Source organism: Paraglaciecola sp. G1-13, from assembly GCF_055809255.1.
In genome coordinates, this window is the sequence record NZ_CM147903.1 from 2,895,512 (window position 1) to 2,908,202 (window position 12,691).

The window sequence follows — 12,691 nt, forward strand, 5'->3', positions numbered from 1 at the left end:
GTCTTTACGTCAACTAGCGTTGAACCAAGTTACGTTACATTAATTACTCTTGGTTTTAGCAGAGGGTTTAGAGCTCGCCGGGCTACTTCTAGTGCGATGAGTGCTGCGTAAAAACACTCGATTATTAAACGGGCGATTATACCAACCGTATCGCCAGTAATCATAAGGCCAAACGCTGATCATATTCATATCAACTTGCTGAATCTCTTTCCATAAGTAATAGCCAGTTGAAGCAAGTGTTGGGAATACGTACTCATGCTCGCCTACCATACCTTTCTCTAAACGAACAAAATCACCGGTAAAGGTCATGGTGCGACCTTTTTTGTACACCATAGGATCTAAGAAGCCATTCACGTAAACCCTAAAACGCCCGATACTCTCATCACTTTGTAATGGGCGGCCATAACTGCGTAACGGGTAGTAAACCATTTCGATTAGGGTATCGTTGGGTTTATTTTCTACCTTAGCGATAATCCCGCCCCAGCGGGCTTTCTGGCCCAATACCTCTTTGGACTTTGAAGCGGCTTCTTGATAAGTAATCAAGTTTGTTTCATCAGGCAACTGAATTTGTTCAGGAAGTGTTGAACAACCCGCTAACCACAAAGTAACGAATAGGAAACCGATTTTAGTGTACATAACCACCTCGACAAAAATACATCATTGAGGCAACGATACTACAGTTCGGGTTAAAGCAGAACTTAACAATAGTTAAAAGGCTTGTATCAAAACGTTACAGTAGCTGGGGTTTATCAAGACAAAAGAGCGTCAGAACGCGAGGAACGTGGAGCAGAATTATTGAACGAGATTAACAGGGATTGGGTTTTGCCAGCCGCTCAAGCGAAGGTATCAACGCCTAGCATTTGTTGAATTTCATTGCGACGTTCTTCTTTAGACACACTCTGGTAGGTATCAATCGCATTTTGTGAACTAAACGTTGAGCTATCATCAGAGCTGGCTTGCTGACGAAATGTCTCAGCCTGATCAAATGCTTCCACCGAGCCACTTCGAATAATCTCCTGTACGTCTTTAGCGCCACCAAGAGCAGATGCCACGTCTTGTTGGGCATTATCTTGTTGCTTATTACGCTTTACTGCTTTGTCGTTTAATGGACTTTGCAGGGCACTAACGGACGATTCGACTCTCACGTGGTTCTCTTATCAATTGAAAACAAATTCTGTATCGAGCAGTGACATCACTCGATTCGGCAATAGCTTATTTGCCATCTGTTATTTATAGCACAGGTTTAATAGGCTTGACTATTCGCCATACGGTTAAGTGACTTCGCTATTTTTAGCACCTAGGCAGTTTTACACACCATACCGATTAACCAGCCAAGCCATTTATTCGCGCCCAGGCAGTTTTTTCCAAGTCACTTTATCGCGCAGGTACACTGGCTCTACCTGTTCGATCTCTTTGGCAAACCCAGCTGTTGCAGCATTTTCAACTAACGGCAGCATATATTTCGCATTAGGATAGAGCACACTTTCAAGTATGGTTGGTTTACGCTCATCATTTAATGCAGCCAGTAACGCATCATAGGCGGCCCAACCGGTGCCAACAGCAAACGACAATGAAGTGGATTTCTGCGCAAGGATTTCAGCAGCCTCCTCTGGGGGCAAGACCTGCTCGCTGCCTATCAACATCGCCAAGCCGTTCTGCGCTTGATAGTGAGCAAAGTACACTTCTCCCATTCGTGCATCAATGGCGCAAAATACGTCTTGCGCTTGATGTTCGGTTATCGCCTGCTGGGCCATAGCAGCAAGCGTAGAAACACCGACCACGTGTAAATCTGTGCCCAAGGCTAAACCTTGTAAAATTCCAGTAGCAATACGCACCCCAGTAAAGCTGCCCGGGCCTTGTCCAAACCCTAAATAGTCAATCTCATTTAAGGTGGCGCTGGCTTCTTTTAATAAACCGTCGATCATGGGCAAAATGCGTTGACTGTGTTGCTGAGGGCAAATTTCAAATTGGTCAAATTGTTGGCCGTTAATAGTAAGTGCAACTGAGCAAGCCTCTGTTGCGGTATCAATGATCAACAGATTCATTGTGCTTCCTTCTTTAAAATATCGTTGGTACCGGCAGCTATGTTTTGACTAACGTTTTGACTAACGTCTCGACTACTGTCATGAGTAATTTCTTGAGAGATAAACTCTTCATTAGCTCGATCCTCAGTGTTTATTGCATTCTGCCGACGTTGATTATCCGCTGTTTTTTTAGCAGCCTTAAGTGCTTTCTTCGCTTGCTGAGCATCTTCATAGATCTCTTCAAGAAAGGCTAATGCATTTGGCAAATGTCTCGTGCGTTTCATATCAGGTAAACTACGTAAAAACGTTTTCGCATAGTCTTTGGTCACCAGTCGATTATCACAAATGACCAGCACCCCTCTGTCTGTTTCATCCCGAATTAAGCGCCCTGCCCCTTGTTTTAACGCAATCGCAGCCTGAGGGATTTGCAACTGACCAAAGGGGTTGCCACCGGCTTTACGGCAATCTTCAATTCGCGCTTGTAACAAGGGATCATCCGGTGAGGCGAAAGGCAATTTATCAATCAAAACACACGTTAAATCGTTACCTCTGACATCCACCCCTTCCCAAAATGCACCAGTGCCAAGCAGCACAGCATTGTCGCTTTTTACATATGACTCTAAAAGCGCACGCTTAGTCGTTGTGCCTTGCACTAAAATAGGGTTGTCTACCTTGTCTTCCAGCATGCCGGCAATGGCGCGCAAAGTGGCGTGACTGGTGAACAATAAAAAACATCGCCCACCACTGGCCGCTATTAACTTAAGGGAGATATCCAACAAGGTTTGCCGCATTTCTCTGGCATTGGGCTCAGGTAAAAAACGCGGGACACACAACATGGCCTGTTTTTGGTAATCAAAAGGGCTGTCCAGCGAAAGTGTTTTAGCGTGTTGCAAGCCCATTTGTCGCTGAAAATGATCAAAAGCATCACCGACCATTAATGTGGCTGAGGTGAAGATCCATGCACGCTCAGGGGTTGAGACTATTTTAGAAAATTTCGCCGCGATGCTCAACGGTGTTAGGTGCAACACTATATGGCGCATGGTGGTTTCATACCACAAGCTCACGCCCTTTTGGTTGGCATCGGTGAGGCGCGTTAGCTTCATTCTGGCATCACTGACTCGCTCAAAAATACTGTCTAAGTCTTTGTCGCGACTCAAATGCAATTTGATCACTTCGTACAACACATCTAACGAGTCAATCAACTTACTGATTTGGGTTTGTACATCATTGCGCGCCAACATGTCTCGCCAATTCCCTTTTTGCGCTTGCTCGGGAAACAATAAACGTAAGTCGGCAGAGATCATTTTGCATTTTTCACCGGCGCTGTGTAACTGCTTAGCGTCTTTTAAAGACGTGCGATACACCAACTCCAAATCACGGCTTAAGTCATGCAATTGTCTGCTTGATAGCGCTTCACCAAAATACTCACTGGCAATATCCGGTATCTGATGAGCCTCATCGAATATGACCACATCAGCTTCTGGAATAAGCTCGCCAAAGCCGGTGTCTTTTAGCGCCATGTCAGCAAAAAACAAATGGTGATTGACCACGACCAAATCAGCATCGAGGGCTTTGCGCCGCGCTTTGATCATGTAGCAGTCTTCGTAGTCGGGGCAATCTTTACCTAAGCAATTATCCACCGTAGAAGTCACAAACGGTAAGACTTTGGCATCTTCGGCGAGGGTTTTCATTTCCCCCATGTCGCCGGTTTTAGTCGATGTCGCCCAGCGGCGCACATCAGACAGCTCCACCATGGTTGTTTTATCAAGTAAGGTACTGCTGCCACCGTGCTGACGCAGGCGGTGCAAACATAAGTAGTTTGAACGCCCTTTTAGCAGCGCAATTTTGCCGTTTACCCCGATGGCTTTTTTAATCAGGGGCAAGTCTCTGTGGTAGAGCTGTTCTTGCAGGTTTTTGGTCCCCGTAGACACAATGGTTTTTTTCTTCGATTGTAGTGCTGGCGCTAAATACGCAAAGGTTTTACCTGTGCCGGTACCCGCCTCAACAATCAGTGGGGATTTATGCTCGATAGCCTCTTCTACCGCATTCGCCATATCGGTTTGCGCTTGGCGTACTGTGAATCCGGGGATCACTTGAGATAAAATGCCATCTTGGGCAAACAGTTTAGAAGACTTGGACATAACGAGCAGCGCACGTACCTTTAAATAAAAAAGAGAGGGATTATGCCAAATTATCGAACGCTTTTCAGAGATTAATCGCCCTTTAACGCATTAATTCTGACGCTGGTATTTCGCTGGCTAATCAGCGCTTAGGTCACGACGTAAAAACCTGCCATCCCCACGCCCCTAGACTTAATTCACACCTATTTGTCAGCTCTATTCGCTCACCGCTCAACCAATCGGTAACTCGCCCAAACGCGATATTCGATAACAGCGATACCGTTAGTGACTCGCCGCTAAAGTTAAGTAGCACCAGCACTTTACTTGTCTCGTCTTGGCGTACAAAACTGAACACTTTGTCGGCATGGGAGTTCATCACAGGGATCATACGTGCGCCCCACTGACCATTGTGCAAGGCACTGTGCGCTTTTTTTAGGGCGATCAAATCAGTATAAAAATCACCTATTTTGTGGGTACGCCAATGGATAGGGTCGCGCTCAAAAAAAGCCAAACGTTTTGGATTACCAGCTTCTTGGCCATTGTAAATCAGCGGCATTCCCTCCCCCAGCACTGACAGCACAATGGCGCACGCTAATGCATCGCCGAATTGCTCAAATTGCGTTCCGTCCCACGCGTTTTTGTCGTGATTACTGACAAAGGTCATCCGCATTGATGCTTTGGGGTAAGTTTTTTCATTCCAAGAATAATATTTGTAAAGTTTACTCAGCGGTAGCTTTCCCATGGCGATGCCGTGCATGGCTTCATTCCACGACCACGCGTAACTCATATCAAATGCGTCGTAGTGCACGTCACGGGCTTCCCATTCAGCCAGCATGAAAACTGGCTTTATGTCACTTAGCTCCTCACGCACTTGGGCCCAAAAGTCTTGGGGAACGAACCCAGCGACATCACAGCGGTAACCATCTATGTCGGTTTCCTTAATCCAGTAACGCATTGCGCTGGCCATGTAGGCACGAAGTTCAGGTACAGAGTAATCAAAATCGATTATATCGTCCCAGTCCCACCAAGGCGTAGGCGTGAAATCACCCTCGTGGTTTTTGGCGTACCAGTCGGGGTGCTGTTCAACTAAAATATTGTCCCAAGCACTATGATTTGCCACCCAGTCAACGATGACGTAAAAGCCTAACTCGTGTGCGATTTCAACAAAATGGCACATATCATCAAGACCACCAAACTCAGAGTTTAGCGCGAAGTAATCTTGCACAGCATAAGGACTGCCCAAGGAACCTTTACGGTTTTTTTTGCCGATAGGATGAATGGGCATGAGCCATAAAATACGTACACCGAGTTGCTTTAAACGTGGCAAGTGCCCCTCAGCCGCGCTAAACGTACCTTCGGGGGTAAATTGGCGAAGGTTGATTTCATAGATAACTGCATCTTTGCACCAGCTTGGCGCTTGGATTTTCACCGGTGACTGGGGCTGATGATCAGTTAAATTGGACGCATGAGCAGAAGATGAATGAGCAGATGGTTCGGTGTTAGGCATAGAGACTCCAACTTTTTAGCGCAAATGAAAATGGTGGTCTCTTTGCGTATGCAATCATCATGCGTATTTTAAATTTGCGCTTGGGTCGCTTTCAAATAATACGGCTAAAGATAGCGCTTTTAGAAAAGACGAGACACAAACTGATAGGCATTCGTCGATTCTTCAATTGGCTCTTCTGTGGTCTTTAACGCTTCTTGTGCGGCCGACGCCTCTATGTTGTCGCCGAAGAACGTACCTGCATAATCGAAATCGACAATCGCATCACTGACCGTTGAGCCAGTTACCCCTTTGACCATCAAATCAGCCGCAGATAAGGCTAAGCCGGTAGGTCCACCGTATAAAAATCCACCTGCCAAACTGGCCGCTGCGCTCATCGCTTCGCCGGTCATATCTTGGTAAAGACTAGAAATAATGGGCACGTGCTGTGCAATATTTACTGTATCAAAAAATTCATTTAGGCCGAATCCATCTTCACCAAAAGACAGCTCACTCATGTTCTGTAAGAACGAATAACTGGCCTGAGCATCCGTCACGGTATTCTTTGACGCAGTTAAGAGGCTAGATTCATCCGTGGAAGTTTGTGAACTGCTGGCTGAGTCAGTCAGACCACTAAACAAACTAGTATGCAAACTGGTCAATAAATTTGACTGCATAGTGGCAAGTGACTCATCCGAAAGTGAGTCGTCCAAAAAAGACGTGCCAATGCCTGCGAGTAGTCCGCTCGTCGAGTCCCCAGTACCGTCAGTGATTGCGCCATCACCTAGCAATCCGCTGAACAAATTAGCATTAAGAGAGGCCATCAATTGTTGCTGAATTTTCGCGATGCTTTCATCTGCACTCAAAGCAGCACTGATAAGCGAGCTACCTGAGGCGATAGCACTCGACGACGCATCGATGACGTTAGATGACGCAGCGCTACCATCGGTCTCTTTATTACCCGATAAAAGTGAGGAAAATAGACTTGTAGCCGCCACGCCCGAGGCGACCCCGGTAGTCAGAGCGGAGTCACCAGAGCTGCTATTTTGTGCTGTTGAAGTCGCTTTTTGCGTAAGGGCGCTAGCCGTATCATTCCCCATGAATTCGCTGGCTGAGCCTTGCAGGCTAGCCAAAATATCCGCAAAATACGCACCAACCCCTGTGCCGCTTCCAAGTGAAGATAAGGCAGTTTCATTTTCTGTTGATTGCGTATCATTGGGTACATTGGATAGTACTGATGTGTTTGGCTCGGTAAATTGACTTAACGAGAATTGATCAATGATGCTCACCCTGTCCCCTGATTAACGTAATTATTTAATTTTCATAGCAATGTCACTCATACCAGACTAATCCAGAACCAAGCAGATAATTTACCTATCTTTGCAAAGTTGACCCTTCATTACACAACCTTGACACAAGTCAGACAGACAAGCTTCAAGCGAATATGCGAACATAATTATTCGCTTTCTATTTGAAGTTAAAGTCATGTTAATCAGAGTCTTAATGCTATCTGTGATGTTCCTTGTCACGGCTTGCAGTACCCCCGTATCAAATGAAGAACAGGTTATCGCCAGTAGCCCTACTAACCCCAATGTGAAGCAACGCGCTATTCAGCCGACGAAGACCGAAATTGAGCGCGGAAATCCTGAATTTCGACCGGTGCGAGTAGACCCTTTTCCTGCGGTTAAAGTACCTACTGGTTCGCTGTTTGATCCCGACAACTTAGTTGGTTTGTATCAACGCAATAATCGTTACCGTGTAGGGGACATGATATTAGTTGAATTGGCTGAGAAGACCTCGTCCAAGAAAACCTTGAATTACAGCCGAGATAAAAGCGGTAATTTCACCCTTGATCCTGTCACCGTGAATGCAGGTCCGCTGCAAATCAATGGTGATAAACTTAATGCGGATTTTGAGCAAGAAAACGAGTTTGATAGCTCAGCAGAAACCAAGCAAGACAATTCCTTAGAAGGTGATGTCACGGTTTACGTGCTTGAAATCATGCCCAACGGAAATTTACTCGTGGCTGGTGAAAAGTGGATGACGCTAAATAAAGGTGAAGAATTCATCCGTTTTTCCGGGGAGATTCGCCCTACAGATATCAGTAACGACAACACCGTCAGTTCCGTAAAAGTGGGAAATTCACGTATCGAATTTAGCGGCAAAGGCGAGCAACAAGACAATCAAGAGTCATCTTTGTTAGGCAAACTTTTCGGTATTTTAGAATAAATGAACGCGTTACGCCGAGCACTTTTTGCTCACTTACTTCCTCTTCTCGTGCTTGGTTTATACAATCAGCAAACCCTAGCGGTATGGTACCAAGGGAATTCACAGTTGGCCGTTGACGGAGTGGATCTTAACGTTATTCGCGCGGCGGCGATTAAAAATGCCATTGCCGATGCTTCTTTTCAGCATGGCATCATGATCACCGCCAAAGACATTTCACTCGATGGTTTATTGCAAAGTAGCAAAACCGAATTGCGCAGTGAAGGTAAAATCAGGCGCGTCGAAATTCTCAGTGAAGAAGTTATCGATGATGTTTTACACGTGTACGTGAAAGTCGATATTGAACCACTTTTTGATTGTAGCCATGACAACTACATGCGCGCCTTGCTTGTTACCCAACTGCCCGTGCTAAAACCTGCTCAAGCCAGCTACGGCGCTATTTTTGATCTAGGGCCACAGGTCAGTAAACGTGTAGAGCAGCAGTTATTCTCGGATGAATTGGTGGCAAAAGTACAACTGATTAATCAGGTCTTTATTCCTAAAAGCGTGCTGCAAGAGCCTACCTTTGGGTACATTTCCCAGACCGCTCGTCATCTGGCAAATCAGTATCACAGCCAATTTGTGCTGTTTGGCTATATCAGAGACATTAGTCTTTTTGAGCAAACCACTAAAGGCTTGATCAGCGATGATGTGGCCCTTAGGCGCAACTTCACTATGCAACTGTATTTATTTGATGCATTTAACAACAAGATGTTGGTGAATCAGAGTTATCACGGTGAAGCCGATTGGAGCTTTGCTGCCACCTACCCGGTCGATACCTACAATAGTCTTTTTTGGCGCAGCGATTACGGCCGCGTCGTATTGAATACGATCAATAGCGCGGTCATTGATATCAGCAATACCCTCACCTGCCAAAAATCACTTGGTCAAATCATTCACAAAAACAATCAACAGATAGTGATTAATATTGGTAGTGAAATGGGCGTCGCAAGCGGAGACAGATTTCAACTGATTAAAAGCGAAGCTATACCCGGTCAAAATGGTGATATGTTCAACACATTGACCAACGAAGACGAACACGTATTAACCGTAGTCAGTGTAGATGCACAAACCGCCACGTTGACCAGCAAAGACGCCAGCCTTTTCGACAACAGCAATTTGTTTGACCTCGTCAGCCCGCTTGCGGGCTATTAAGAGCAAGTCCTCTTGCGAGGTATTAAGAGCACTCCCACCTGACGGCTCTTAAGGAAAGTTGAATCAGGGCCGAAACGAGAACCTCATATAATCGAAGAATGCATGAGACTTTTCTGCTCTTCATTGCTGACTCACATGTGGTTTCTAAACCAGATTGCTATCGTGTTTGTCACTTCATCATAGTGCAACAATAAATCGTGGCCACCGGTTCCAAGTTTCACACATTCAAAGGCGTTTCCGGCCTCTTCAAGTGCTTCCTCCATATTAATCGATTGCTTAAGAGAATCGCCTAATCAGATACACCCACGACAAAAAACGCTCGAATGTTTCATGGGTATCTTTATATTTTAACGGCTATCATTCAAACGATTTGGTCAGTCCCTTGTAAATTTACGCTGAGTGGGTAATTACTTACCCGAATTGGTATTAGGCATTTTTTCCGCAACACTTTTTATATTTACGCCCGTTCCCACAAATACATGGGTCGTTACGCCCTACTTTTGGTGCGGCTCGCACAATTGGACTAGAAGGTGGGCAACAGCTCGTGTTGGTACAACCTGCCCCTTTGGTCGCGACAGATTGGTTCGATCCGCTTTCGGTATTCTGATTCATATTTTCTATTCACCCTCTTTCAAAATTTACACACTGATTCTTAACGCTGAATTTAAATGCTAGGTCCACTTATCACCCTATAGAAAATAACAAGATTTCTAAACCCCAAGCTTACTTGATATATCAATAAAATATTTCCCTGTATAGACTTAGACCAAGCGCTTTCATTAGCCTCGACCAACACTGGCGCTGTGAAAAACGTGGACTCCAATTTTGGCCCCGCCAAAACACGCTAAGTAAATGAAATAGCGCATTGACACTCATGACATACCTGATGACAAAAATACGCATCGTTATCCACTGAACTTAACACCGAAATAAGGCATCATATGGTGCTGTTTCTTGGCGTTACCAATATTTAAATTGTAGGAAGTTTAATGAGTACGAGTACAAGTACGAGTAAAAGTACAATTACCATACTAGATGGCGGCATGGGCCAAGAATTACTGCGCCGAAGTTCTCGCGACGTCACCCCTATGTGGTCGGCTGATATTATGCTTAATGAACCAGAGCTAGTCAGAGATTTACATCGGGAGTTTATCAACAGCGGTGCTCGCGTCATTACACTCAACACCTATACCGCTACCCCACAACGCCTTAAGCGTGAAAACCAATTTGAGCAATTAGTGCATTTACATGATGCGGCGATGCGCGCCGCTCAAGAGGCGATTGCGCTTACCCAAAGAGATGATGTAATGATTGCCGGTAGCTTGCCGCCGTTGGTGGCAAGCTATCACCCTGAAGTGTCTTTATCGTTTGAAGACTCGCTGGTGAGCTACCGTCAATTGGTAGCATTGCAATCGCTTGGCAGTGATATCTTTATTTGCGAAACAATGTCGTCGATTTGTGAAGCCCGAGCGGCCTGCACGGCGGCCAAAGAAAGCGGCAAACCCGTTTGGGTAGCGTTTACAGTCAGTGACACTGAGCCAGATCAGCTGCGCAGCGGCGAATTGTTGAAAGACGCACTGGACGCATTAAAAGCACTTTCGCCAGATGCCATACTGCTCAATTGCAGCCTACCAGAGGCCATCAGCGCTAGTTGGTCTTTAATGCAACAATCGAATGCGAAAATAGGGGCCTACGCAAATGGTTTTGTCTCAATCGATGCGTTATACCCTGGCGACACAGTAGAAGAATTAGAAATGCGCAAGGATATGAGCCCAGAACACTACGCTGCTCATGCAATGCATTGGGTGCAAAACGGTGCCTCTATCATTGGTGGTTGTTGTGAAATTGGCCCCGACCACATCAAGGCGCTACACAGCAAGTTGCAAAGTGAAGGCTTGGTATAAGCCTTTCCCTTTAAAGGCCAATGGTTCTTGAACGTGTGGCCGTGACGAACAACACTATTCACTATGCCCGCTTAAGAGACTATTTAGGTTCTTTAGCGCCATAGGTTTAATGGGAAGGGATTATATGAAAAACAGTTCCGAGATTAACCACTAGTTTAACCACTGCAATACCTTTGCTGAAACGCCACTGGGTCACTTTCAAAAGCGTTAACACAGCGCTGACAAATGCAATGCCTGTGTTGACTGCTAGCTGGCACCAAATCAATCAGAGACTGTGGTATTTTTTGCACAAAACACCAACAGGGTGCAGATTGCGCAGGCGACAAAGACATGCCTCTCTCAGGAGGTAATTGATCAATGGAAACACCAGCATTTATAGTCCTAGATGAAACCCCATCAACCAGAACACTTTTCACCTGAGCATTTTTAATTTGAGCGCTCAAACACCTATTACCCAGCTGGCAAAATGGGCAGCGCGTATTCACATCAGCAAGGACATCTTCAGGCGGGAAGTTACGGGGTAGTTTCATTCATATAACCAACAAATAGTGTTCTCCTTTTGCGCTTAGTTTAACCTAAGCAACATTATTATGACGCGAAATTATGGTCCGAAATGATGACGCGAAAAGTTTCATTACCATTGTAAATAGTAATAACTTCACCAAAGACTGGATAATCGGTAAGAATACACTCCACAAGGTGTATTGCAGTTTGAGGCTAACAAATCCATTTTTAATAGCAAAATATGCTAACAAAGCTATGCGACCAGCTCGCTAAGTCAATTGCAATTACGTACATTAATAGCACTTTCTATGCTTAAGGAATAACCATGAAAAGATCTTTATTGCTACCTCTCATATCAATACTATTCGTATCATTTTCCTCCGCAGCTTCAATGATGAAATTCGCATTTACTGGCCAAGTAACGCAAGTAGAAAACAATGCCAGTCAAGTGTGGGATCCAATCGAATTAATTGGCGTTGAGATAACGGGTTATTTTTTGATGGATGTTGAGCGCGCCTCTCACGGTCGTGAAGAAACCTCGTTCTACTGGTGGGATAATATCGATTATGGACCTGGCGCACTGGTTTCGAGTATCAATATCGCCAATCAAACCTATTCAATATCTGGTGAAAACGACTACAACGCGCTGCATAGCGGTTGGAATACCAATGAGTACTTAGAATATTACAGCGGCTTAGATCAATTTAATAAGCCTGTAACAGACTCGCTTTACCTGAGCGATAACGAAAATATTGAAACCCAAACTCCCCAAGGTGACTTGTATTTTAGCCAACGAATTTCCATTGACTTCTCAGACAGCGTGAATGATTTCTTGCAAGACTTCGGTCCTAGCATCGGCGGTGTTGAGCCCCAACCGAATTGGCTTCAAACTTTTATCTGGGAAAATGATGGTAGTGATAATAATGGTAAGGCAGGTTCAGGACTGTTCTCTTATAACCAAACTCTATTACCGCTATCGGGTGGCAGAGATAGCCAATTTGACTCTAGTTTAAGGTTCAATTTATCTCGTGTAGTCGCTAGCCCAGCGACAGCTGTTTCTGCACCTAATCTGATATGGATCTTTTCCTGTGCCATGCTTATTTTATATTCAAGAAGTGTCATTGCGACGAGACTAAAGTGACATAAAGTTCCCACCCGCCTATTTAATCAGCGGGCATTATTCGACCAATTTATTAACCTTGATTTGTTTTTGTTAATTGCCCATATTTTCAGGCG

12 protein-coding genes are annotated in these 12,691 nt (G+C 45.1%); 4 read left to right on the plus strand and 8 right to left on the minus strand.

The features are described from left to right. Window positions 1-39: 39 nt before the first annotated feature. From AC0L6N_RS12160 to AC0L6N_RS12185, 6 genes are all read right to left on the minus strand, one after another. Complete coding sequence (locus tag AC0L6N_RS12160; RefSeq protein WP_011575575.1) at window positions 40-636, minus strand: Slp family lipoprotein; 597 nt, start codon at window positions 634-636, stop codon at window positions 40-42. A 197-nt stretch (window positions 637-833) separates the two neighbouring features. Beyond that, window positions 834-1,145, minus strand: a complete 312-nt coding sequence (locus tag AC0L6N_RS12165; protein WP_011575576.1) for a hypothetical protein — start codon at window positions 1,143-1,145, stop codon at window positions 834-836. Between the two features lie 195 nt (window positions 1,146-1,340). Beyond that, a complete protein-coding gene (gene tsaB, locus AC0L6N_RS12170) occupies window positions 1,341-2,045 on the minus strand; it encodes a tRNA (adenosine(37)-N6)-threonylcarbamoyltransferase complex dimerization subunit type 1 TsaB (RefSeq protein WP_473474855.1) in 705 nt (234 codons plus the stop codon). Beyond that, a complete protein-coding gene (locus AC0L6N_RS12175; RefSeq protein ID WP_473474857.1) occupies window positions 2,042-4,165 on the minus strand; it encodes an ATP-dependent DNA helicase in 2,124 nt (707 codons plus the stop codon). Before AC0L6N_RS12175 ends, tsaB begins: the two co-directional genes overlap by 4 nt. Window positions 4,166-4,298: 133 nt before the next feature. Beyond that, window positions 4,299-5,651: an alpha-amylase family glycosyl hydrolase gene (locus AC0L6N_RS12180; RefSeq protein ID WP_473474859.1), complete on the minus strand. Its 1,353-nt coding sequence runs from the start codon at window positions 5,649-5,651 to the stop codon at window positions 4,299-4,301. Window positions 5,652-5,770: 119 nt separating this feature from the next. After that, on the minus strand, window positions 5,771-6,916 hold the full coding sequence (locus AC0L6N_RS12185) for a hypothetical protein (protein ID WP_473474861.1): 1,146 nt from the start codon (window positions 6,914-6,916) through the stop codon (window positions 5,771-5,773). A gap of 196 nt (window positions 6,917-7,112) precedes the next feature. Here AC0L6N_RS12185 and AC0L6N_RS12190 point away from each other — a divergent pair, with 196 nt between their 5' ends. Together AC0L6N_RS12190 and AC0L6N_RS12195 are read left to right on the plus strand one after the other, a co-directional pair. After that, window positions 7,113-7,856, plus strand: a complete 744-nt coding sequence (locus AC0L6N_RS12190; RefSeq protein WP_473474863.1) for a flagellar basal body L-ring protein FlgH — start codon at window positions 7,113-7,115, stop codon at window positions 7,854-7,856. Next, window positions 7,857-9,047 (plus strand): flagellar assembly protein T N-terminal domain-containing protein, encoded by a 1,191-nt coding sequence (locus AC0L6N_RS12195; RefSeq protein ID WP_473474864.1) that lies wholly within the window; start codon window positions 7,857-7,859, stop codon window positions 9,045-9,047. A 426-nt stretch (window positions 9,048-9,473) separates the two neighbouring features. Here the strand turns inward: AC0L6N_RS12195 and AC0L6N_RS12200 are convergent, their stop codons facing one another. Beyond that, on the minus strand, window positions 9,474-9,659 hold the full coding sequence (locus AC0L6N_RS12200; RefSeq protein WP_473474866.1) for an SEC-C metal-binding domain-containing protein: 186 nt from the start codon (window positions 9,657-9,659) through the stop codon (window positions 9,474-9,476). Between the two features lie 377 nt (window positions 9,660-10,036). Here AC0L6N_RS12200 and AC0L6N_RS12205 point away from each other — a divergent pair, with 377 nt between their 5' ends. Next, complete coding sequence (locus tag AC0L6N_RS12205; RefSeq protein WP_473474868.1) at window positions 10,037-10,951, plus strand: homocysteine S-methyltransferase family protein; 915 nt, start codon at window positions 10,037-10,039, stop codon at window positions 10,949-10,951. Between the two features lie 155 nt (window positions 10,952-11,106). Here AC0L6N_RS12205 and AC0L6N_RS12210 read toward each other — a convergent pair whose 3' ends face one another. Further along, window positions 11,107-11,481 (minus strand): cysteine-rich CWC family protein, encoded by a 375-nt coding sequence (locus AC0L6N_RS12210; RefSeq protein ID WP_473474870.1) that lies wholly within the window; start codon window positions 11,479-11,481, stop codon window positions 11,107-11,109. Window positions 11,482-11,780: 299 nt separating this feature from the next. On the opposite strand from AC0L6N_RS12210, the gene AC0L6N_RS12215 reads away from it, so the two are divergent. Further along, window positions 11,781-12,596, plus strand: coding sequence for a hypothetical protein (locus AC0L6N_RS12215; RefSeq protein WP_473474871.1), 816 nt, complete (start codon window positions 11,781-11,783; stop codon window positions 12,594-12,596). Window positions 12,597-12,691 lie beyond the last annotated feature (95 nt).

Coding starts and splice junctions, on each gene's coding strand:
- AC0L6N_RS12195 (WP_473474864.1), top strand. CDS start 7,857: ATGAACGCGTTACGCCGAGCACTTTTTGCTCACTTACTTCCTCTTCTC.
- AC0L6N_RS12160 (WP_011575575.1), bottom strand. CDS start 636: ATGTACACTAAAATCGGTTTCCTATTCGTTACTTTGTGGTTAGCGGGT.
- AC0L6N_RS12190 (WP_473474863.1), top strand. CDS start 7,113: ATGTTAATCAGAGTCTTAATGCTATCTGTGATGTTCCTTGTCACGGCT.
- AC0L6N_RS12205 (WP_473474868.1), top strand. CDS start 10,037: ATGAGTACGAGTACAAGTACGAGTAAAAGTACAATTACCATACTAGAT.
- AC0L6N_RS12180 (WP_473474859.1), bottom strand. CDS start 5,651: ATGCCTAACACCGAACCATCTGCTCATTCATCTTCTGCTCATGCGTCC.
- AC0L6N_RS12215 (WP_473474871.1), top strand. CDS start 11,781: ATGAAAAGATCTTTATTGCTACCTCTCATATCAATACTATTCGTATCA.
- AC0L6N_RS12200 (WP_473474866.1), bottom strand. CDS start 9,659: ATGAATCAGAATACCGAAAGCGGATCGAACCAATCTGTCGCGACCAAA.
- AC0L6N_RS12210 (WP_473474870.1), bottom strand. CDS start 11,481: ATGAAACTACCCCGTAACTTCCCGCCTGAAGATGTCCTTGCTGATGTG.
- tsaB (WP_473474855.1), bottom strand. CDS start 2,045: ATGAATCTGTTGATCATTGATACCGCAACAGAGGCTTGCTCAGTTGCA.
- AC0L6N_RS12175 (WP_473474857.1), bottom strand. CDS start 4,165: ATGTCCAAGTCTTCTAAACTGTTTGCCCAAGATGGCATTTTATCTCAA.